Here is a 23,268-nt window from a genome sequence, read left to right on the forward strand (position 1 = left end):
CGCACGTCAGCCGACCGTGCTGCCAGACAACTCGGCAATCAACCCTCTCTCGCCGAGGTTGGCCGCGTCCACGACGAAATCGGCAGCGCCGAAACTTTCGATCTCGCGGGCGATTTTCTTGATGTCGTTATCCGGGCCGAACACGATGAGATGCAGCTTGCCATCCGGTCTCAAACGTCGCCATTCCGACGAGTCGAGCCGATCGAGCGCCTCCATCACGGCGATTTCGTCGGCCTCACCCCAGCAGAACGCGAGATGGTCCGCGCGGCTCGCCAGCGAATAGTCTGTATCGGACGGAAAAATGAGAACCTTTTGACCATGCTCCTTCAGGCGTTTCCCGGCCTCGATCGCCAGCTTCAGATCGACTGGCGCGGCGGCAAGATAGATGGTGGCGGCACGGTGAAGCTCCTGAGGCTTGGCGGGCGTCCGAGCCTCGAGTCGCTGGATGACAAACTCGTTGAAGCGGGCGGCAGTGTCGCCTTCAATTTCATCGGTTTCAAGCAGCGTGTCGAGCTGGGCAAGAATCCGCAACGGATCGCGTACGTTCGCCGCAGCCTCGCCAACCGCAGCATTTTCAGCATCAGGAACAATGGTCGGTATCCAGATCAGCCGATGGAAATCAGGCCTGCGCGCAACCTCCCCAGCCGCTTCCGCGAGTTGCAGGGATACGATTCCGACGTCGAGGCCATCGGGTTTGTAGCCACGCCGTTCACCGATGAAATGGATCGAAAGCTCCGCCTGGGCAAGCGCGGAACGTATCGCACCCTGAACGGCGCTCCCCTCGTCCGCGAGTGGCGATTGCGCGTCGGGGACAACGGTATAGTGGCGTCTGCGAATTTCTCGAACGAGCGTCTCGTAGGGCTCCAGCAGGTCACTGGCAGGCTTGGCTACATACACTGTCCTCTGACCTGCGCGAACCGGGAATTCAACAATATTGTGTTCGTTTTGCTGTTCAGGATCGCTGTCGCGCTCGTGGCCCGATTGGCCCGATTGTCGCTTGAATTCATCCTGCCGCCCCCCGGCACTGCCGGCGGCCTAATCCCCCTCTATTTGCCTGAGCCCCTCGAGGCTCTTCATGATAGAGACAGCCAGGCCGTGGATTGCAGCAGCATAGGGCGTGGGCCGTTTCAGAACGCCGCGAACGTAATATGGACTTTCACCGCCCGTCTCCCGGTCTTTCTCCCAGAAGCGGACCGCGTGAACGCTCTGGAGCAATTCAGGCAGTTCGTTGTTCGCTAGCGGCTGCTTTTCCACCCGGAAGATTCGATTGCCCTGGGCCATTTGCGGCAGGCTCCGCAGCCTTTGCATGAACAACTCGACCTCTCGCTGACACTCGTCGCTTTTCGCGAAGTTTTTTGACGTGACCACCAGCATGATGTCGCTCTGCTGGAGCTTGTCGTTGATCACGCTCGGCCAGTTGTCGGAGAACCTGAGATTTTCCTGATCGCGCCAAATGAGATTTTCTGGGAGGCCCAGATCAATGAGCTCCCACTTGAGCTGATCGTAGAGATAGCTAACGAAGCCGCGGGTTTTTGGCTTTTCAAGAGGACGCTGGTCGTCGTCCCTGGCATAGCTCAGGAAGGCCGTACCTCGCTTGCGCGACGCGGATGCGGCGCTGCTGCTCATGATACGCTCCGCCTATTGGCGTTATTATCCCCTGTGCGGGGTCCATGGTCAGTGCTACGTATTAATTACCGCCGAACGACCACCAAAACGATCACCAAGCACAATCGTTCCGTCTTTTAATCTAGTCCAAACTGTCGAGCCATGCAAGCTTGCCCGTTCCCAATGCGCGCAGCGGATTGCGCCATTTGAATTGGTTGTGCCTTCAATCGAGCGTGATGACAACTCGCCGGAGCGCCTGAATATTCACCTGCTTTCGCGACAATGGAGATACCGAAGATTGCATGTTGGATTTTTGTGCAGTCAATCACACCCGTAAGCATTTGACTGTGTTTTTGCGCACAGTACGAAAATGTTCTTCATGCGGAAAAACACCGCAACGCCGCAAATGAACCACGCATGATGCGGTGCATATCTTGCTAGGAGAGCGGCTTTACCGCGAAGCGACTTCCGCGCTAAACAACTTCCGATTCCTTCACCTCGAAAATCTCCGCCCATGCGCGCGAATCGTCCTGCATGATTTGAGCGCTCCTTTGCATGGCCAGTCGCAATGATTTGCTGGTCAGCCTGTCGCCTGAGAGCCTTTCGATATTGGCTTTCTCCATTGCCAGTAATCCGATGAGTCGTGTCGATCGATGGACGACAATTTCAAACTCGGCCTGATTGCGGATGCCAAAGCTCGCAGCACCCAAGGCTGGAAAAACGCCGGCTAGCCAGCGCAGCCATCCAGAATCATCTGTTTTCGGCCAGCAAAGCTCGGCCCCCGCCGCTAAGATGGTCAATGCAAAAAGACCTACGCTCACCAATCGAAGACATTTGCTTATCTTTGCGTTGCGATGCGCCGTGGCCTCGTTGTACGCCAGTTGATCGCGCAATCTCTGCTTGACTGCCCAGTCCCGGATCTCTGAAAGATAGGCCGCGTCATATCGTGCGCCAACTATTCCGACCGACCGCTTGACCGCAGCGACGAACCACGGCACCCATCCGCGCGTTGGGTGAATCTCGCTATTGAGGTTCATGCAACCACACGGCTCGGAGCCTCCGATTGTCGCGAGCAGGTCTGTCTGTCGAAACTGCTCCGCGAGTGTTCGGTAATCGAGCCATCGTTCCCGCCAGCGGAATCGTAATTCTGCCAGCACGAGAACAAGAACAAAGCCTAGGGCCGCCAGTTCAATGTAAGTGGCACAAACGTTTAGTTGCAACTTGCCGAGAGGCACGCCTGCGAGAAATTGCGCCGTAAATGCAGCGACAAGCGATATTGAACCAAGAAGATAGATCATCACAAACGCGCTTCGATGTATGTTGGCATAGTGCGTCGCCAACGCATCGGATCTCTGGAAGTGTGCGATGTAGGTCTGGGCAGCCAGGCTGCCGGCGCTGGCCGGCTGGTTCAGTTCAGGAGTGGTGGCGGGTGAAGCGTCTGCAAGACATCGCTGCAAGAGGGGAAACACGGTGCCTAACCATATTAAAGGCGTTACTTTCAAACCGGACCAGGACAGGTCGGGGCCATCGGCACAAACACTTTCCGGTTCGTCCCACAAATAGGTCGCGACAGCCTTGTGATGATGACGGGTGCTGGTTGGAGCGGTCGAACCCACCTTCCACGCCGGTATAACAATCAGGCGAACCAGCTCTTCGGTCGTGAAGCTGCGGTCACCTTCGCCGAGGGGCGGGTCAAGCAGCAGTTTGACAGCATGGGGCGCCGCCGAATCGATGTGAACGACCGGCAAACCCAGCCTCAAGGCCGTTTCCACAATCTCTCCAGTGCCCCCTTCCCCGGCCGCTTCGAGACCATCCCAGACCGCAATGATCAGGTCGGAATGGCGCAGGACAAAGTGCCCCGCTTCGAAATACGCTGCGCCTTCCGCGTCGCGGCGACCATCAAGTTCGACCACCTCGTTAATTGCTTTCGCACGCGCCAGCAAACTGCGGAACTCGTCGACGCTGTCGGTAAAGTCCTTTTCGTATTCCTGCTGCGGGAAGGGCAAAGGTGCCGAAAGCAACCACTGTCGCGCGAGAGCTTGTCGCGCAACCACGCGGTCTGCGCCCGTCGCCAGCGGCGAAATAACTCGAAGAACAGGCTTCTCTTGCTGGTAGAACCGATGCAGCGTGGGATCGTTGGCAAGCGCGTTCATTGTGGCGCCGATTGTGTCGAGGATCTTCCCGATCGTCTCGTCGAGAAGCGCCATATTGGCCGCGGGGAGCTTGCGATGTCCGGTGACGCCTAAGCGCAGGCCTGGCGTTGGGCGGCCGACTGTTGCGCTCGCTTTTCCCAAACTCCCGGGCGTGACGCCCTGTTCACCTCGCGCAACTGGTTCGCACTCCCCCATTTCATTGCCTCCGGCAAAAAACGTGCTATCACGCCCCAACTCGCGTTAGCCCGCGACAGCCAGGATTCCCGGCGACGCCGACAACGCGATCGCTAACACACATTTAGTAGATGCAATTTTTCCTGCGTATGTGCGGTGCGCCATACCCAGACCTATCGCGCGTCAATTCTGTCGAGCCACACTTTCCGAGGGTGTTAAGCCGTCACTGACCGCGACCGTTCGTTGACCGTACGTTAACGCACATACTGGAAGAACCGCTCACCGAGAATGAGGAACGGTATCGCATCTGTAAGATTTCTCGCGGATATGCGCCCGCATGAGACATCGCTCGATAAGAGATTGAAACGTCCGGGCAGTAGGCTCGATTCCGAGCGCGGGGCGCCCGTCGTCGCCGCGAATCACGAACAGATTGACGATCTTTCCGGACGCGATCAACGCACCGGAGTCGAGCACCTGATCAACCTGACTGTCGAGATCCGGCTTCGTGGGCTGGACGGCGTTGCCCTCGGGGGCGGGGCGATCAGTGCGTTGTTGTGTGCGCTGCAGTTTGGATTGAGCGGTCCACTGGAGTTCGCAATGGACAATCTTCAAAACCTGCGCGTCAAGCCGACGCCCGATTTGAAGTATCTGCTCGGGTTCATCATCGCGATCGGCCCGGTGTCGGTGGACATGTATCTGCCCGCCGCTTCCGCGATTGCGCAGGAGTTCGGCCGCTCGACACCGCAGCTCACGCTCGCCGCCTACTTCGCCGGGTTCGCGGTCGGCCAGCTGACTCAGGGGCTGATCTCGGACCGCTTCGGACGGCGCATGCCGCTTGCTGCCGGCCTCACGATCTACATACTCGCGTCGATCTGCTGCGCGCTCGCGCAGGGCACAGCGAGCTTTTGCGCGTTTCGGGCGCTCGCGGCATTCGGCGCCGCTGCCTCGATCGTGGTGCCGCGGGCGATGGTCCGCGATGTCGCCGATGGAGCGAAGGCCGCCGCGCTGATGTCCGGCGTCATGCAGGTCATGTCGGTCGCGCCGGTCATCGCGCCGGTTCTTGGCAGCCTCGTGCTGGAAGTCGCCAGCTGGCGGATGATTTTTGTGGTCGCGGCGCTGTACGGCGTGGTCAGCCTCGCGCTGCTGTTCTATTTCCTGCCAGAGACGTTGCCGCGCGAGCGGCGTCTGTCGATTGACGTCGTGGCCTCGCTGCGACTCTTCTGCGGTGTGTTGCGGGAAAGGCAGTTTCTCTCGAACGCGCTGGTCGGCACATTCGGCATGGGCGCGCTGTTCGCGTTCCTCGCCGGATCGCCAACCGTGTTCATGACGCAGTACGGCTATACACCGACTGCCTACGGCCTGACCCTCGCGCTGATCGGCGCCGCAACGGTTGGCTTCTTTCGCTTCAATACGTGGCTCGTGCAGCGTCGCGGTGCACCTCGGGTGATCAGCTTCGGCGTCGTAGTCTGGCTGGTCGCGAGCGGCGTTCTGTTGGCGTGCGGAGTCAGGCCACCGCCACATTCCTGGCCAGTGTTCATCGCACTGCTGGTTTTCACGCTCGGTTACTGCTTTATCCCATCGAACACGCAGGTCGGTGCACTGTCGCGGCACGCCAGTCACGCCGCCAGTGCGACCGCGCTCATGAGCACCATGCAGTACTCAGGCGGGGCGGTAACGGGCGCCCTCGTGGGCAAACTGGCCGACGGCACGGCCAGACCGATGGCAGCCGTGATGCTGGGCTGCGCGATCGCAGCTGCGATCGCGGCCAGCCTCAGACCCCGCATCGCTCAGCAACCGGTCTGATCGAACGAGGCCGTTCACGACCGTCCAGAACAAATAACACGATAAGAGGAGAACATGATGACGCGTCCGCTGCTGATACTTTTCGCTCTGCTCTGCCCACTGCTCGCGGCCTGTTCGCTCGAGCCGATCATCAACCACCAGGTTGTCGACTATTTCGAAGCCAACGACATTGCGTCGAATCAGGTGATTCTTCAGAACATCCTGCGAGCGAAGGACGGCGCACCGCTGCACTTCAGCGAACTCGCGAGCATACGCGGGTCGCTGTCGAGCGGCGCCTCGGCATCGGCGACCTTTCCGTTCATGGGACCCGATCACGCAACGACCTTGCCACGAAAACTCGGCACTGTCGGCTTGACGATCACGAGTTCGCCAAGCTTTGACATCGACAGTCTGGATACGCAGGATTTCACCAACGGTGTGATGCGGCCCATCACGCCCGAGACCGCGCAGTTCTTTCTGAACGAAGGCATAGACTACCGGATGGTGCTGCTGTTGCTGGTGTCTGGCGTGCGCTCGGCGGGTAGCCCGGAAATGCTGCTGAACGCGCCGAACAGTTCGCGAATCGTGTGCTACAAACAGATGCCGGGCCCGAACGCACTGCCGATCGACTACACGATCCTGGAAGCGGACGAGAAATGCGACGGCAACAAGTCGGAACCCGAGTTCTACGCTTTTCTGCGGACCATCAATCATCTGGGACGGCTCTATCCCCTGAGTGTCAAAAAGTCACCGAAGCCGGTCGGCGGTCCATTCGATCTCGACATGCACAAGGATTTGCCGGAGGTCGCCAAGATTGATCCGAGCCACTATCGGCTCGCGCGCCTTGGGTCGGGAAAATATCAGCTAATGAGCGAGACGCAGGGCAGCAATGTGGTCCTGTGCCACGAGACGACGAGTGAACCTGCCGTCGCCGGCGTACTGGCCAGCGAAAGCGACGAATCGACGCCAGTGCCCTTCGACGCGTGCTCACGCAAGCGCGGCGCCGCCGTCGATCACAGTGCGTATGACGAGCAGACGGGCATCACCAGGCAGACGGTCGTCGGCGAACATGAAGGTACCGTCGTGTTCAAGCTGCGTTCGACGCTCGAAGTGATCGAGTACGTCGGCCAGATCCTGGCGCTGCAGCAGGAGGAAACGGAAGCGAATCTGCAACTGCCGGAGCGCTGCGTGACGCTCGAATATGAAGACTACAAGAACGGCAAAAAGATGACCTGCAACTACGGCGTGCTGTTCCATCTGCAAAGAAGTTCCGACGGATTCAGTTCGCCGTTGACCACCGTTTCCTACAACGGCGTGAGCTGGTCGCTGCCCGCTCCGAAGGTCTGCAGGTCACCGACGCTCTGCGATCACACGCTCGAAACCATCTCGGTAATCTCGCTGCTGCTCAACCAGAATAAATCGTCGAAGGACATCGCCAAAACGCAAGCCGTGCAGGTGGTTCCATGACGCCATCCGTCATGGACGCTACCGTTTCGTCTACGTCGAGTGTGGTGGAATGGCTCGAGCGCATTCAGCGCGCGAACGGCAACGAAGGCAACTACCTCGCCGCTTACGATCTCTCCGTAAAAGCGCTCGCCGCGTGGCCCGATGCAATGGTTTTCGAGCATCAGGCGATTCTTGCGCTCGCGCGGGCGGGCGCGCTGAACCGTGCGCTCGAGCGATACCGGAGACTCGAAGGATCTGGCCGGCTCGCCGCGCTGACCGACCTTGATCTTGCGGCGGAATTCGCGGGCCTGTTCGGCCGGTTGCTGAAGGATTGCGCGAGCGGCAGTTCCATCGAGGATGCAAAAAAACATCGGCTGGGATCGGCGATTGCTTATGCGAGCGCATTCGAGCGGCTCGGCAAGTACTACCTCGCGATCAATGCTGCGTCGATGTATCTATCATGCGGCAAGTCCGGCAAGGCGCGCCATTACGCACAGGTTGCGCTCGAACTGGCTGCCGCGCAGCGCGAACAGGATTACTGGTCGCATGTCACACAGGCGGAGGCATCGCTGATCCTCGGACAACCCGGGGTCGCGATCGACATGCTGAAGGCCGCGGCTGCCGACCGGCTTGCCATTATTGCCGTCAACGGCGCCGAAAATCTCGATGCCGTGGCGAGTACCCGTCGTCAACTGACGTGGGTTGCAAGCCTCGCGCATGCGCCTGCGGACATCGTCGACCATCTGCCGAAGCCGCGCGTGCTCAACTGGATCTCGCGTCCCAATCTTCTTCTGTCGCACAACCCGTTTGTCTTCGCACCCGGACAGACGGTCATCGCATTCGGTCCATTGATGTCCGCTGCAGATCTGCTGATCGCAAGCGCGCTGCTCCAGGTTGGCGCGAATGTGCACCTGGTACTGCCGTGCGAGCCGGATTTGCTCGCCGCGCGAATCTTTCTGAATCAGCCGGAATTGCTCGAGATGCTGGCCCGCGTACTCGCCAGCGAGCGCGTGCGCGTGACGCTTGTCACGAAGGAAGGTTCGCCCGACGAGCCCGCAGGCACCCTGCTGTGTCAACAGCAAGCGCGCGGCCTCGCGCTGCTACGCGGGCATAGTCTCATGGTCGACCCGGAACTGGTCGCGCCCGGTGATGGCACCATCGCGTTCGGAGCGATTCCCTCGGGCAACCGGGACATTACCGGCAGTGCGCTGCCAGTGGGCTCGCATTCGAATGACGTGCGCAAACCGCATGCCATCGTGTTTGGCGACGTGCGCGGCTTCAGCATGTTGAATGAGGCAGAGCAACTGACGTTCCTAGATCACGTGATCGGCGGATTCGCGAACGCGCTGCACGCGTGCGAGGGCGTTGAATATGCCGAAACCGCCGGGGACGGCCTGTTTATCGTGCTATCCGACGTGATGGCCGCGGTCGACTGTTGCTTCAGACTTCAGAGGGTGCTGCGGCCGGAGAAGACGGCAAGGCTCGGCTTGCCTCCGCATCTCGGCATCCGGCTGAGCGCGCATGTCGGGCCACTTTACCGGCGTTACGACAAGGTGATTCACCGATACAAGTTCGTCGGGGTGGAGGTCGTGCGCACGGCCCGGATCGAACCGGTGACGCCCGTCGGTGAAATCTTCGTGACCGAGCAGTTCGCGGCAGCGCTGGCCTTCACGACACGGGAGGCTTATGTCTGCGAGTACGCGGGCATGCAGCCGATGGCGAAAAACTTCGGCGAATGCCGGATGTATTCGTTGCGGCGGGCGGGGCGGCGTTTTCCTGCGTGAGGGGCATGCGTGAGAGGCATGCGCGAGACGGGACGCACGGACGGGCGTTGAATAAACTACGGCGTCGTCTGCGCGCTTGAATTCTTTGTCGAATCTACGCCGAGATCTCTTCGATACAACCACCGCATTACCAGCGTCCCTAGTCCTGGATGCGAGCGTTGTGCCATGATGGAGCCAGGAAGACGACACAAGACGGTCACATGGCCCATCGGCCGAAGGAGGTCAAAGTGGCGGACGACAATGGTTTAGCGAACGGCCAACCCGAGCAGGCGTCTGAATCGCTGCAGGCACTTGCCGAATATCTGGAGCGGTCACTCGACAAAGCGACAAGCATTGTGATGATGCGACATACGGCCGACATTTGTACCGTGTATCTGGGGGACCCCGCGGGTCCACGCGAAGACCTGAAGCAGATTGGCGCGATTGCAACATCGCTCGCAAACGACATGCTTGAATCGACCTCTTCGGGAGCGAATCAATTGCCAATTGGCAGCCAGGTCTATCGTTTTGTCCGTAGTTTCACGCAAGTCGGAGATACGGCGGCGGTCGTCTTCTCAACGGATTAGGCCGTAGCTGACTGCTACCCGGCTAGTAGCTGCTATGTTGACGTGTTGCAGACAACGCGACGTCATGCGGGCACGCTGGATTGCCGCAACGGCAATCTGGCGGTCGTACGTCCCAGAGCCGTGGTCCATAGACTGCTCCGGCGGTGGTCACGTCTTCCCAATCCGCGGCTCGATGGCAATCATGTTCAAGGAGGACTGGTGCATCCGAGACAACATTTGGCATTGCTGCTGTCAATGGCAGCGTTTGGTTCAACCGGAGCATGGGCGAGCGATATTCAATGTGCTACCACGCGTCAACCGGCTGAGCGCGTCATATGCGACCACGCCATTCTGAACAACGAGTACGACGATATTGTCGCTCAGCAACAGACTCTGCTAAGCGCTGGGAAGCTATCGCCGCAACGGCTCGCCCAGTGGAGGCAATCGCGCAACGCGTGCATTGATGTCCACTGCATCGACACCGTATTTGCGCAGTGGAAGGCGATCGCCAAGTCTAGCCAAGCCATTTCTCGCGAACCGTCGGCTCCGGTTATAGCTTCGGCTACCGATATGGCTCCCGTCGGACCCGCTCCAGACGCGGTTCCCGTGCCAGCATCTCAGGCGTCCCCGACATCGGAAGCGTCCCTCGCGCGGCAAGGGAGTGCCGCTGGCGTAGCGCTTCCGCAGCCGGTTGCGACGCAGGCATCGGTACCTGCGGCTGCATCCGACGCGGCTTCGGAGGCGACTGGTTCCCACGGCTCGAGCGCGCTGAGCGTTGTTGCACTTTTCGCGATTGGATTCATCGCGCTCGTCGCACTCATCGCGGGTCGGAAAAGAAGCCGTCGCCGCACTGGCCAACCATCGGGAAATGTCCGCAGCAAAGACGAGCCTTGAACGGACCTCCCTGAAAGGCATGAGCGAGGTGACGTCATGTTGCGATTTTCAGTTGGAGCGCCGCGGCAACAATGCTCTAGCGCTTTTGTACGAGCGTGGCGTATTGCAACCACGCGCACATGCAGGTCAATCATGGCAACGACTTTGGAATCAATTCAAGGCGTTCAGACCTGCCGGTTCGCTAATTTCGCAGCACTTCAAACAATCCCGCTGCACCCATGCTGTCACCCACACACATGCTCAGCACTACGTATCGAACCCCACGCCGGCGTACTTCAATTGCGGCGCGCATCATCGGCGACGACCCATGGTGTACAAGGGCGGCGTCCACGGATGCCGCCCCGAACGCTACGCGATTAGAACCGGTGAATGATACCGACGCCTGCAGCAAACTGGCTACGTGACGATGACGGCGCGCTGTTCTGGCCATCGCCGATATCCGCGGTTGCGTTGATGATGCTCACGCCGTTCGTTCCCAAGGTCTGGCCGCTCGCACGTTGATAGGCCTCCAGCGCATACAGTCCGGTACGCTTGGAGAGACTGTAGTACTGCGAGAGGTTGAACTGCTGATACTGAGCAGAGTTCGAGATGCCGTTCGCCTCTGTTGCGCGCGTGTAACTATAGCCTGCCGCCAGGTCCAGCACTGTCGCCGGCTTGAAGTGCAGCACTGCGCCGGCCGTGTTGAAGATCGCCTCGTGGCGGAATTGCGAGTTGATACCCGGGATGTATTGCACGTTCGAATACGAGAACGAGACGTCCCATTGTTGAGTGAACGTATAGCCACCTGTCACCGCAACCCGCTGCTGAGCCTGCGCAGTCTGATAGCCGTTGTTGATACCCGACACGCCCGCCTGCGCGCCCGCATTCGACGTCGTGGAGCTAGCGCCCCATGCGCCGCCACCGGGCGTCGAGTTATTGATCCGCTGGAAGCCTGCCGCGATACCGAACGGTCCGTTCAGGTACTGCAGCGCCGCGCTCCATGTGGAACCCGCGTTGAAGCTGCCCGGCACGCCGCCCATTGAATACGATCCGCTGGCTGTCAAGCCGTGCAGGCTCGGGGACGTGTACACCAGCGAGTTGTTCGCGCGGTACAACGTATCAAGCGAATCAATATCGCCCGGGTGGGCACCGTAGGCGCCAGTCAGCCACGTGGTCGGGCTATAGGGCGAGAGCAACGTGTAGTACGACGTGTACTGACGGCCTGCTGTCAGCGTACCGTACGTGGAATTGGCCAAACCAACATAAGCTTGCCGGTTGAACGCCTCGCCGGCAACGGACTCCGCGCCGGTCGCACTGTTAAAGCCCTCTTCCAACTGGAATATTGTCTTCGTGCCGCCGCCCAGATCCTCGCTTCCCTTCAGGCCGAACCGGCTGCCTGCCCAGATGCCGTTGACCATCTTGACGACCGAGCGGCCACCGGATGTCGAACCGAGCGACGTCTGGCTGCTCTGATAGCCGATCCCTGTATCCACGATGCCGTACAGCGTCACGCTGCTCTGAGCGTGCGCGCCGAGGGCGACCAGCCCAAGGGCCGAAGTTGCCAGTACCTTTTTCATCTTTGATCCCCTTTAGAAAAAACTTGTTGTTGATTCTTCGCGTTGTCTAAACAGCGCCGACTCTGAAACCACACGCTCAAAACACTGGGTGTCCATTGATCAGGCTCGGCAACCACGTCGAAAACATCGGTACGTAGGTCACGATATTGATCGCGCTGAAAATGGCCAGGTAATACGGCCACGCAACTTTGGTTGTTTCCCCGATCGAGACATTGCCGATCGCGCAGCCAATGAATTGCACCGAACCGATCGGCGGGTGAACGAGGCCCAACGCACAGTTCAGCAGAATCATGATCCCGAACTGCACCGGGCCCACGCCGCTGTGCATCGCCATCGGCAAGAACAATGGCGTGGTGATCAGGATGTGAGCCGCCATGTCGACGAACGTGCCAAGAAAGATCTGGATGATATTGATGTAAAGCAGCATCAACCAAGGGATCGTCGTGGCATTTTCAAGCAGGTGCTCGATTGCGTCGGGAATCTCCAGATAAGCCATCTGGTAGCGAAGCATGTTCGACACGCCGATCAGCAGCAGCACCACTCCGGTCGTTTTAGTCGCCTTGGACAGTGCCAGGAAAAGCTTCTTCCTCGTCAGCGTGCGATAAACGACGATGGTCAGCACCAGCGAATAAAACACGGCAATGGCCGCCGCCTCCGTCGCTGTCGCAATGCCTTTGGCCACGCACACCAGGATGATCGCGATCACCATCAATCCCGGCAACGCGCCGAGAAACGTGCGGCCAACTGCGAACCAGCCGGGAAAGCGCTGCAGTTCGGTCGAGCCGTCGGGGCGACGCGGATAACCGAAGCGAACCGCCTGCCAGTAGGCTGCAATGAGGATAAAACCCATCACCCAAAGCACGGGCAGGAGACCGGAAAACAGCAGGTCGCCTATCGAGACGCCACTCATCTGATGCCCGTTCAAGGTCCCCGTTATGCCCTGCGCGGCAAACGCATAGATGATCATGTTCGTGGAGGTAGGCATCAACGCACCTGCCAGCGACGAATGAGTGGTGACATTGACCGCGTAGGCCGCGCTATAGCCTTCCCGCTTCATCAACGGAATGACGACGCCGCCCATCGCCGAGGTATCCGCGGACGGCGAGCCAGACACCCCGCCGAACAGCGTGCATGCGACCACGTTGGCCATACCGAGACCACCCCGGAAATGCCCCACCGTGGCCTGCGCGAAACGCAGGATGCGGTCCGCGATGCCGCCGTGCAGCATCAACTCACCGGAGAAAATGAAGAACGGGACCGCGAGGAAAGAGAATCCGTTCATTCCCGAGATCATCGACTGCATCGCCGTTGCAGCCGGCAAGCCTTCATGCAGATAGGTCAGTACGCATGCAAGACCTAACGCGAACGAAACGGGAACTCCGAGAACGAGGAAGACGATGAAACTGACGGAGAGGATGGCAAGTTCCATGATTATTCTGTTTTTGTTTCTGCGTGAACAACGCTAGCAGGTGCTCTAGCGAGAATTTGTTTTTGCGTGAACAGCGCTAGCAGGTGCTCTATCGAGAAAAGAATGATGCAAGCGCTGGCAACGATCGGGATGAGATATCGAAGCGCTTCCGGCAGGCCAAGAATGGGGATTTGATCGTCCATCGTCGTCTCCGCCATTTCTATGCAGCCGAAGAAAACCGCAGCGGAGAACGCGATCAGGCAGAGATGCTGGAACGCCTCCGCCGCTACCTGACCCTTGGGCGACAATTTCTTGACCAGTGAGTCGAGTCCAATATGACCGTTCTCGCGAACTTTGAGAGCGGCGCCAAACATGGCGATAACGATCACCAGCAGCAGAGCAATCGGCTCGACGAAATCCGGGGCGTCGTTGAAGACATAACGCATCACAACACCGTAGAAGACAAGCAGGCTCAGCGCGGCCAGACTCACTGACGCCACGCTAACCAGCACGTAGACGAGAAAGTCATTTGAGCGTTTCATGAATTTCATTGATGCCATCCTTGCATACGACGGACTTTTACTTATCAATCAGGAATCCTCCGTAATGTCACGGATTCATCAAACCGCATACGGCGAAAATCCAGCAGGATTTTCGCCAAGGCCAGACTTATGAACCTTATTTAACCGCTTGGATTTCGTCGACAAGCTGCTTCATTTGCGGGGTCTTTTCGTACTTGGCCCACACCGGCTGCATGGCTTTGACGAATGCCGGACGGTCGATCTGATTCGCCGCGATGATCGTCGCACCGCCCTTGACGACTGTCTTGCTCGCGTCGTTTTCGCGCGCGGTCCACAACTTCTCGTAGTAAGGCACCGAGTCAGCCGCCGCCTTCTTGATGATGACTTGCTCCTGCGGCGTCAACGTATCCCAGACCTTCTTGGAGAACACCAGCACTTCCGGCGTCATCGAATGCTGGGTTTCGGAATAGATCGGCGCGACTTCGAAGTGCTTGGTCTCTTCGTAAGACGGGATGTTGTTTTCCGCAGCATCGACCAGACCCGTCTTCAAGCCCGTATAGACTTCGGAGAACGGCATCGGCGTCGGCGTGCCGCCCATTGCCTTGATTTCATCGACCATCAGATCCGAAGGCTGCACGCGCACCTTCAGGCCCTTCATGTCGGCGGGCGAATGAATGGGTCTCTTCGAGTAGATCGAACGCGCACCGCTCTCATAGAACGTCAGCGCGATCATGCCCTTCGCCTGGAAGGCGTCAAGAATCTTCTGGCCCACCGGACCGTACATCACATCGCGAAAATGGTTGATGTCGCGAAACAGGAAAGGCAGCGACGGAATCATCGATTCCGGAACGATCTCGTTGAACGCGGCGCCATTGCAGCGTGCCATGTCGAGCGCACCAATGCGCACCTGATCGAGCGTGTCGTTTTCCGAACCCAGCGAGCTGTTGCCAAAAACCTTCACCGTGTCCTTGCCACCTGTTGCCTTGCTGATCTCTTCGCCCATGTACTTCACAGCCATGTTGGTCGGATAGGTGTCGCCATGCACATCCGAGACGCGGAACATGCGCGCTTGTGCCGACACTGCGGTGAATGTCAGCGCGGTCGCCGCGACAATCATCGAAACGCGGGAATAGGCAAACTTCTTTTTCATCGTGACATTCCTTGAAATTAGATCATCCAATCGATTGCGGATGCGACATGGTTTTGATACGTCTCCCGGCCCGCGATCGCCGCCGTTGTAGCTGGCGAAAGCTTTGCCGCGCTGGCCTGTTTGATCTCCCCACCACAGATGCTCAGCACTCCTGTCGTTCAACTCAACTTCTTTACTTCGACTGCATTGGCATCAGCCCCAACGCACGCGGGTCACGCGCGCGACGGGCACTGCCCTATTCATTCAGCAGCCCAAAGGTTCTCAGAAAGGAATTTGTTTGGGCTTGTACGTTGTACGATGACGTATGAAGTCTATAAAATGGCTTTCATGTTGTACAGCCGGTATTTACCCGCACGGCAGATCTGATGACGCAATATTTACAGGTTCGGTCGTTGGCCGATAACCCAATATACAAAGGGTTTAACAGCGAAAGTTGCGCGTCCAGGAAGATCTTTGCCGCAGAGGAAGGGGAACTTAACAGTGGTTTTTATGCGACCATGTTGTCGGACGAGTGATGAGCAAACAGCAACAGACGAGTCGCAAGGGATTGACGACATGCCGTCGCTTTTCTCATGCACCTGTTGTTTATATAGTTCGCTGGTGCATTCCGACTCGGACAGGCCGATCACCCGCGTTGACCAACGGGTTTGCTGTGGCGCTCATCGCTTTGACTCTATCGGACCGGCCAGCACGAACGGGCCGCCCTGATAGCGCTGCGTCGGGTCATCAGGATTCATCCGCGAGATCGGCGATCAATGCTTCCTCGTGCGCAGCCATTGCGCCGAGCGACGCGATATCGGTCACGTGCACGACATTGCTCGCCGCGTAGTTGCCGCCCAGATTTCCGGCAGCGCCGGTGAGCAGAAGGCGCCGGAAGGGTTTCTGTGTCATTGAATGTTCAAGGTTCGGGCCGCTCATGCCGACACCTGTCTTGTGATTGCATCAGGTCACCGGCGCCGGATTGAACAGCGTCAATGCATTGTGCAGCTTGAGTTTCTCCGCGCAGGTCTCTTTGCGCCCGCTGGCCACCTCGAGCATCAGGCGGAACAACTCCCAACCCACGTCTTCGATGGTCGCATCCCCAGTTGCGATGGTGCCGGCATTGATATCCATCAGGTCATGCCAGCGGCGGGCCAGATCCGAGCGTGTTGCGACCTTGATGACAGGGACTTCCGCGAGGCTATAGGGCGTGCCGCGGCCGGTCGTGAACACATGAAGGTTAATGCCCGCGGCAACCTGCAGCGTGCCGCAAATGAAATCGCTCGCGGGCGTTGCCGCGTAAATCAGGCCCTTCTGCCGCACCTTTTCGCCAGGCGACAGCACGCCCGAGATGGCCGAGTTACCCGACTTGATAATCGAACCCATCGCTTTTTCGACGATGTTCGACAAGCCGCCTTTCTTGTTGCCCGGCGTCGTGTTGGCGCTGCGGTCGGCGCCGCCGCGCTTCAGATAATCGTCATACCACTGCATCTCCCGGATGATCGCTGCGGCGACATCCGCATTAGCCGCGCGTGCGGTCAGTTGATCGACGCCATCCCGCACTTCGGTGACTTCGGAGAACATCACCGTCGCACCGGCGCGCACCAGCAAGTCGGTCGCGAAGCCCACCGCGGGATTCGCAGTCAGCCCGGAGAATGCGTCGCTGCCGCCGCATTGCACGCCGACCACGAGGTCGGCGGCCGGACATGTCTCGCGACGGCGATTGTTCAGCCGCTTCAGATGAGCATCTGCCATTCTCATGATCGAATCGATCATCGACTGGAAGCCAACGTGTGCTTCATCCTGAAGCACGACGACATCGCCATTCTGGTCCGCCTCGACGTCACCAATATCGGCGACTTCAGCGACATTGGCGGCCGCGGCAATGGGGATCGTGCCCGGCGGCATCAAGCGCTCCGGCTGCAACTTCTCACAGCCAAGGCTGACCATCATCACTTCGCCGCCGAAATTCGGATTCAGACTGATGTTGCGTACCGTGCGGATCGGCACCATGGCGTCGGGCGCATCGATGGCGACGCCGCAACCGTAGGTGTGCCCGAGACCCACCACATCGTCGACGTTCGGGTAATGCGGCAACAACTCTGCCTTGATGCGCGTGACCGCATGCTGAACCACGTCGGCCACGCATTGCACCGTGGTCGTAATAGCAAGGATGTTGCGCGAGCCGACCGATCCGTCAGCATTGCGATAGCCCTCGAACGTGAAGCCCTCAAGGGGCGGCATGTCTGGCGCCCTGATGGTCGCGATCGGCAAGTCCTCAAGTCCTGGCGGACTCGGCATGCGGATCACGTGTTCGTTGATCCAACTGCCCGACGGCAAGGACTTGAGCGCGTAGCCAATCACCACGTTGTAGCGAATGACTTCGTCGCCTTCCGCAAGATCAACGAGCGCCACCTTGTGTCCTTGCGGCACGCGCTCGCGCAGCACAAGCCCATCGGGAAATACTGCGCCCTCACCCAGACCGCCGTCGTTGACGACGATCGCGACGTTGTCATTGGGGTGAACGCGAATGTAGAGCGGGGAATTTTCCATTGCATCGATCCTTATGACGATTTCATACCCGTCACGACAAATTCATACGTCATCCTACAACATGAGCCTTGTCGAGACGTTCCGTATTTACCCTATGATGCCCAATGCACAACAAATCATCATTGAATTCCACGGATCTTGTGTTGTACGATGACGTATAAGAAAGCGCTATCCCTATCACCTGACACGCTGGATGCTCCCCATGACGACACCGCAGGAACTGAAGCAGATTGTTTCGAAAGGTCTTTTGTCCTTCCCCGTCACCGACTTTGACGAACAAGGCGAGTTTCGCGCCGATACCTATGCCGAGCGCCTGGAATGGCTCGCGCCATATGGAGCTTCGGCGCTGTTTGTCGCTGGCGGCACGGGTGAATTCTTCTCTCTGACACACGACGACTATTCGAAGGTCGTCCGCACCGCGACGGAAGTTTGCAGGGGCAAGGTACCGATCCTCGCTGGTGCAGGCGGCCCGACGCGTGCAGCGATCGCCTACGCGCAGGAAGCTCAACGTCACGGCGCGAACGGCATCCTGTTGATGCCTCACTACCTGACCGAAGCTTGCCAGGAAGGCATCGCCGCGCACGCCGAAGAGGTGTGCAAGTCGGTGCCGGACATGGGCGTGATCATCTACAACCGCGCGAACTCGAAGCTTAACGCCGACATGCTCGAGGGCTTGGCGCAGCGCTGCCCGAACCTGATCGGCTTCAAGGACGGCGTGGGCGAGATCGAGAACATGGTAACGATCCGCCGACGCCTCGGCGACCGCTTCGCCTATCTCGGCGGCCTGCCGACCGCGGAAGTCTATGCCGCGGCATACAAGGCGCTGGGTGTACCGGTGTATTCGTCGGCGGTGTTCAACTTCATTCCGAAGACGGCGATGGACTTCTACCACGCGATTGCCGCGGAGGACCACGCCACCGTGGGCAAGCTGATCGACGAATTCTTCCTGCCTTATCTGGCGATCCGCAACCGTCGTGCGGGCTACGCGGTAAGCATCGTGAAGGCCGGCGCGAAACTCGTGGGCCATAGCGCCGGACCGGTACGCGCTCCGCTGACCGATCTGACCGAAGAAGAAATGAGCAAACTCGACGCGCTCATTAAAGCACTCGGCCCGCAGTAACGCAGCAAGCGCCGAGGGCCGAGGGCCGTGCGAACCAGGGTCGCGCACATGGACCGCAAAGAGCGCCCGGGACGGCAACGTCGCCGGGCGCTTTTACAGCACCCGCCGCCCCCGCACGGCACTTCCGGCCAAGCTCCGGCTGATCGGTAACGCCGTCTCGGCTGATTGCGCTACACAGCCTGGGAGCGCTCTGCCTTGCATAAGATTCAGGAGATGACCATGGAAATGCGCCGCACGGCAAGCCCCTCCCACGTCGCCAAGCGCACCAACGTCCGCTATGCGATTCTGCTGTTGATCTTTCTTATCACGACGTTGAATTACGCGGATCGCGCCACGCTCTCGGTGACCGGCTCCGCGATGCGCGCCGAGTTCGGCCTCGACGCGATCAGGTTGGGATACATCTTCTCCGCATTCAGTTGGGCATATGTCTTGTCGCAACTGCCGGCCGGCTGGCTGCTGGACCGGTTCGGCGCGCGGCGCGTCTATGCGGCAAGCATTTTCCTGTGGTCCCTCTTCACGCTTCTGCAAGGCGCGATCGGTTTGCTCGGGAGCGCAGCCGCCGCCATCACTGCGCTGTTCGTGCTGCGCTTCGCCATGGGCGCTGCCGAGTCGCCAGCGTTTCCGGCCAATGCCAAGGTGGTTGCCAACTGGTTCCCCACGACTGAGCGCGGCATGGCCTCGGCCATTTTCAATTCAGCCCAATACTTCGCGGCGGTCGTTTTCACGCCGCTGATGGCCTGGCTTACCCACGCGTTCGGCTGGCACACGGTGTACCTCGTGATGGGTATGACTGGACTCTTACTTGCCTTCACCTGGCTGAAGGTGATGAAGAACCCTGCCGATCACCCGCGGGTCTCGCGCGCCGAACTCGACTACATCGAACAGGGCGGCGGCGTAGTGAACGGACATAAGCGAACGCAGCCCAGTGACATCGCAGGCGCCGGGGGCTGGCTCCTTATGCGCCAGTTGCTGACCAACCGCATGCTGCTTGGCATTTATCTCGCCCAGTACTGCATCAACGTGCTGACCTATTTCTTCCTGACGTGGTTTCCGATTTACCTCGTGCAGGCACGCGGCATGACGATCCTGCACGCGGGTCTGGTGGCATCGCTGCCCGCGATCTGCGGATTCTCCGGTGGCGTACTCGGCGGCTTCCTGTCCGACTCGCTGCTTCGGCGCGGCCATTCGCTCACGCTTGCGCGCAAGGCACCGATTGTTGGAGGCATGCTGCTGTCGGTGTGCATCATCGGCTGCAACTATGTCACGACCGACTGGGTTGTCGTCGCGCTCATGTCGCTCGCATTCTTCGGCAAAGGTATCGGGGCGCTCGGCTGGGCTGTTGTCGCGGATACGTCGCCCAAAGAGGCCCTCGGTCTTTCAGGCTCCATCTTCAACATGTTCGGCAACGTGGCTGGCATCGTGACGCCGATCGTGATCGGCTATCTCGTTGCGAACACCGGCTCGTTCAATGGCGCGCTGGTTTTCGTCGGCCTGAATGCGTTGCTCACTGTATTCAGTTACCTGGTGATCGTGAAAGACATCAAGCGGGTCGAACTACGCCCGCGGTAGTAGACAGCCGCCGTCACGTCAGTGCGGAAAGGGCTTCGCTTTCCGGCGCGTACTTCCACCGCAGTCGAATCGGCCCGAAGGGACGTCGAAACAATCAGTGGGGCGCGGCCCTTCGCCGTGCAGTCATCGTACTTCATGGAGCCCTCCCTTGGATGTTCTCCGCCCGGCCCGTAAAACTGGGCCTGCGATGGCGCCTGCGATACGCACCAGACATCGGCGTCGAAATGGTTACGCGTGGTTACGACTCGCATGAGCAGTCATCAGACGACGGTATAATAAAAATGGGGAAAATAGACGCAATCATTTGATTTTAGGGGCGTTTTCGATGGCCACTCCTCTGGCTTCCGCTTCACCGCCACGACGCGCTCGCAATCTCGCTGAGTTTGTCGTCAGCTATGTCACCGAGCAAATTGAGAATCACGCCTTCAGGCCCGGCGACAAAATGCCGACCGAATCACAGTTGATGGTCACGCTGAGCGTGAGCCGCACCGTTATCCGCGAGGCCATTTCACGCTTGCAGGCGGGCAAGATCATCGAGACACGGCACGGCATCGGCAGCTTCGTGCTTGAACAATCGCGCGAAACGCTGGGCATCGACATGGTGCCGGCCACGACCTTGCGCGACGTCCTGTCCATACTTGAACTACGCATCAGCCTCGAAACGGAATGCGCGGGTCTGGCTGCTCAACGGGCTAAGCCGGACGATCTCGCACGCATGCGCGCGGCGCTCGATGCGATCGAAGCGACCCGCCGCAATGGGCAGGACAGTGTCGACGCAGACCTCCAGTTTCATGTCTCGGTGGCTCGCGCAACCGGCAACCGGTATTTCGTCGATGTCCTCACGCAGATGGGCAGCGCACTGATCCCCAGAAACCGGCTCGATTCGGCGGGAATCGCACGCGCGGAGCCTGACGCCTATCTGTCGCTGGTCAACCTGGAGCACGCAAGCATCCTCGAGGCGATCACGCGGCACGATGCCGAGGGCGCGCGCGGCCATGCGCATGCACCTGTCCAATAGCCGCGAGCGGCTGAGGCGCGCCAACGAAACTGTTCAAGCGTACGGTTGATTCGCGACAGGTTGAAAAAAGGCCGCATGCAGCTTTTTTAGCGTGACGGGGTCCGCGCCGTTGTGGGTTGTCACCTAGGCGCCCGCTTTGGTCTCGAAGGCGATGCCGTCGCGGGATCCCAGCATGGAAACGAAGGTGAGTGCTTCACTTCAACTTCTTCGCGTCGAAACGTTCGCTCGACTCATTGTCCGATGACTTAATCTGGAGAAATTGTGTGCGCTGGTTTTCATGATTGCAACGGACTGGCGTCACATGGGCTCACGCTTCGTTGATTACTCCCCCGCTTTGAAAGCGCGTTAAGAGCCTTATCGAAGCGGGCCGAGGGGTTCTTGTTAATGAGGCCGGGGCGTCAGACTGTTAGTTGTGTTTTAACGCCCGCACGCAACCCAAGTGGACGGTGGTTTCTCGAGATCCAACATGTCATCGGCCAGAGTGGTTGATCGTTTCCCCGTCCCCATTCCATTGTCTGGATGCTCTACTGGCTACATTTACCCTACACTTACGACAAAACCTTACAACGAACGGTCGGGCTTGTTTGAGCACCCTCTTTCCGTGCGTTGACCGTACGTTTCTTCCAGGAAAATAGGTAGCAAGTTATGCAAATGGGGACTAATCGCCGCACGGATATCGCGGCTCTGCGCAGCCATGACCAACGAGGGTTCACGTTTAGAAAAATCGCGGTCGTGGTTGCGATGCTCGCCCTGCTGATCACGCTAATCGTCTCTAAGATCATGAGTGGCCCGGAAGAAGCGAAGCGTGTCGCTGCGAAACAGGACATCGGCACAATCGTGCAAGCGTTGAAACTATACCGCCACGACAGCGGCCGCTATCCGACCCAGGAGCAAGGCCTGCGGGCGCTTATCGAGAAACCTGCTACTAGTCCGGTGCCGAACTTCTGGAAGGACGGCGGCTATCTCCAGCGCTTGCCAAACGATCCATGGGGCAATGCGTACCAGTATCTCAATCCTGGCGTCCATGGTGAGGTCGACGTATTCAGCTACGGCGCCGACGCAAAGCAAGGCGGTGAAGACAGCGATGCCGACATAGGCTCATGGGAATAGCCGGGTGTCTCCTTGCACTGCGCACGCGACGCTTAGCCCGACACCATTGCTCCGCTCCATCGAATAACAAAAGAGACGTAGATAAATGACGCAGGCTTTAGCCACGTTCCATCTCAGTCATGGACCCAAAAACAGACCGACCCTTGTCTTCTTGCCGGGCGCCCTCATCCCGCCAAACGCCATTGCGCCTGTCACAAGAATCGTCAAGCTTCGGGCTATCGGCGTGGGCTGGCTCGAAGGCACGGGCCCGCACGACCTTCACTCGGTTGCGGCGCGTGTAGCCATGCTACTTAGAGAGCTCGGACCCACCGTGCTCATAGGACATTCAGTAGGCACGCCGATCGCTGCGCTCGCCGCTGCGATCGATTTACGCTCGACGAAAAGGAACGTAGCTGGTCTCGTGCTGAGCAATAGCGGAGCGAATACAAAGGGACACGGCGATATCGAATCAGTGATCGAGCGCGTCCTTCAGACATGGGGGCCGCCGCTGTGGAAAGCCATGACCGAACGCTCGCTTGGAAGCGTCTGCCCCGCCGAGCTTGTGGACTCGTTTATGACGTATCCGCGCCGTGTTACTGCTGAGGCGACGGCCGAAAGCTTGCGCAGTTTACAACACACCGACCTCACGGACATGCTCAACGAACTATCATCCCTTCCCACCGCGGTGGTCCATGGAAGTCGCGACCCGGCTCGCAATTTGTCCCATGCAGAAAGCCTGAGCAACGGCATTCCAGGTTCTAGACTGGTGGTGCTTGAAACGGGCCATACGTCGTGCGTCGAAGCGCCCGACGAGTTTGCCGAAGTAATACGCTCCGTGGTTGAGCAAGGCTTAAAACCGGGCGCCGCGAGCGCGGATTAGCTGTTGGCCCATCGGAATCAGAAAATGTGTGCGCGGGGCACT

General features: G+C 59.1%; 16 protein-coding genes and 2 pseudogenes. 9 read left to right on the forward strand and 9 right to left on the reverse strand.

Annotated elements, in window-relative coordinates:
* Positions 1–6: 6 nt before the first annotated feature.
* From SBC1_RS37120 to SBC1_RS37130, 3 genes are all read right to left on the reverse strand, one after another.
* A complete protein-coding gene (locus SBC1_RS37120) occupies positions 7–897 on the reverse strand; it encodes a hypothetical protein (RefSeq protein ID WP_165989209.1) in 891 nt (296 codons plus the stop codon).
* A gap of 138 nt (positions 898–1,035) precedes the next feature.
* On the reverse strand, positions 1,036–1,626 hold the full coding sequence (locus tag SBC1_RS37125; protein ID WP_165989211.1) for a toll/interleukin-1 receptor domain-containing protein: 591 nt from the start codon (positions 1,624–1,626) through the stop codon (positions 1,036–1,038).
* A 452-nt stretch (positions 1,627–2,078) separates the two neighbouring features.
* A complete protein-coding gene (locus tag SBC1_RS37130) occupies positions 2,079–3,812 on the reverse strand; it encodes a DUF4231 domain-containing protein (protein ID WP_165106806.1) in 1,734 nt (577 codons plus the stop codon).
* A 480-nt stretch (positions 3,813–4,292) separates the two neighbouring features.
* On the opposite strand from SBC1_RS37130, the gene SBC1_RS37135 reads away from it, so the two are divergent.
* From SBC1_RS37135 to SBC1_RS37150, 4 genes are all read left to right on the forward strand, one after another.
* Complete coding sequence (locus SBC1_RS37135) at positions 4,293–5,735, forward strand: multidrug effflux MFS transporter (protein ID WP_165106809.1); 1,443 nt, start codon at positions 4,293–4,295, stop codon at positions 5,733–5,735.
* 54 nt (positions 5,736–5,789) lie between these two features.
* Positions 5,790–7,181 carry a hypothetical protein gene (locus SBC1_RS37140; protein WP_165106812.1) on the forward strand — a complete coding sequence of 464 codons (1,392 nt, stop codon included), beginning with the start codon at positions 5,790–5,792 and terminating at the stop codon, positions 7,179–7,181.
* Positions 7,178–8,944 carry a tetratricopeptide repeat-containing protein gene (locus tag SBC1_RS37145; protein ID WP_165106814.1) on the forward strand — a complete coding sequence of 589 codons (1,767 nt, stop codon included), beginning with the start codon at positions 7,178–7,180 and terminating at the stop codon, positions 8,942–8,944. Before SBC1_RS37140 ends, SBC1_RS37145 begins: the two co-directional genes overlap by 4 nt.
* Positions 8,945–9,171: 227 nt before the next feature.
* Positions 9,172–9,510, forward strand: a complete 339-nt coding sequence (locus SBC1_RS37150) for a hypothetical protein (protein WP_165106817.1) — start codon at positions 9,172–9,174, stop codon at positions 9,508–9,510.
* Between the two features lie 1,229 nt (positions 9,511–10,739).
* Here the strand turns inward: SBC1_RS37150 and SBC1_RS37155 are convergent.
* From SBC1_RS37155 to garD, 6 genes and pseudogenes are all read right to left on the reverse strand, one after another.
* On the reverse strand, positions 10,740–11,939 hold the full coding sequence (locus SBC1_RS37155; protein ID WP_165106819.1) for a porin: 1,200 nt from the start codon (positions 11,937–11,939) through the stop codon (positions 10,740–10,742).
* Positions 11,940–12,015: 76 nt separating this feature from the next.
* Positions 12,016–13,368, reverse strand: coding sequence for a TRAP transporter large permease (locus SBC1_RS37160; protein WP_165106822.1), 1,353 nt, complete (start codon positions 13,366–13,368; stop codon positions 12,016–12,018).
* A 2-nt stretch (positions 13,369–13,370) separates the two neighbouring features.
* A complete protein-coding gene (locus SBC1_RS37165) occupies positions 13,371–13,898 on the reverse strand; it encodes a TRAP transporter small permease (protein ID WP_165106824.1) in 528 nt (175 codons plus the stop codon).
* A 127-nt stretch (positions 13,899–14,025) separates the two neighbouring features.
* Positions 14,026–15,018, reverse strand: a complete 993-nt coding sequence (locus tag SBC1_RS37170; RefSeq protein ID WP_165106826.1) for a TRAP transporter substrate-binding protein — start codon at positions 15,016–15,018, stop codon at positions 14,026–14,028.
* 729 nt (positions 15,019–15,747) lie between these two features.
* Positions 15,748–15,936 (reverse strand): annotated as a pseudogene (locus tag SBC1_RS37175) (NAD(P)-dependent oxidoreductase); the annotation flags it as partial.
* Positions 15,937–15,960: 24 nt separating this feature from the next.
* Positions 15,961–17,550: a galactarate dehydratase gene (garD, locus tag SBC1_RS37180; protein WP_165106828.1), complete on the reverse strand. Its 1,590-nt coding sequence runs from the start codon at positions 17,548–17,550 to the stop codon at positions 15,961–15,963.
* Between the two features lie 202 nt (positions 17,551–17,752).
* Between garD and kdgD the strand changes: the two genes are divergently transcribed.
* The 5 genes and pseudogenes from kdgD to SBC1_RS37205 all read left to right on the forward strand — a co-directional run bounded on the left by kdgD (position 17,753) and on the right by SBC1_RS37205 (position 23,226).
* Entirely contained in the window at positions 17,753–18,670 is a 918-nt protein-coding gene (gene kdgD, locus SBC1_RS37185; protein WP_165106831.1) for a 5-dehydro-4-deoxyglucarate dehydratase, read from the forward strand.
* Between the two features lie 219 nt (positions 18,671–18,889).
* Positions 18,890–20,239, forward strand: a complete 1,350-nt coding sequence (locus SBC1_RS37190; RefSeq protein WP_304502602.1) for an MFS transporter — start codon at positions 18,890–18,892, stop codon at positions 20,237–20,239.
* A 325-nt stretch (positions 20,240–20,564) separates the two neighbouring features.
* A pseudogene (locus SBC1_RS37195) lies at positions 20,565–21,306 on the forward strand (FadR/GntR family transcriptional regulator).
* 596 nt (positions 21,307–21,902) lie between these two features.
* Positions 21,903–22,367, forward strand: coding sequence for a type II secretion system major pseudopilin GspG (gene gspG / locus SBC1_RS37200; protein WP_165106836.1), 465 nt, complete (start codon positions 21,903–21,905; stop codon positions 22,365–22,367).
* A gap of 85 nt (positions 22,368–22,452) precedes the next feature.
* The gene (locus SBC1_RS37205) at positions 22,453–23,226 is read left to right on the forward strand and encodes an alpha/beta fold hydrolase (protein ID WP_165106839.1); all 774 of its coding nucleotides are present in this window, start codon (positions 22,453–22,455) and stop codon (positions 23,224–23,226) included.
* Positions 23,227–23,268: the final 42 nt, after the last annotated feature.

The organism is Caballeronia sp. SBC1 (genome assembly GCF_011493005.1).
In the GTDB taxonomy this organism is placed as follows: domain Bacteria; phylum Pseudomonadota; class Gammaproteobacteria; order Burkholderiales; family Burkholderiaceae; genus Caballeronia.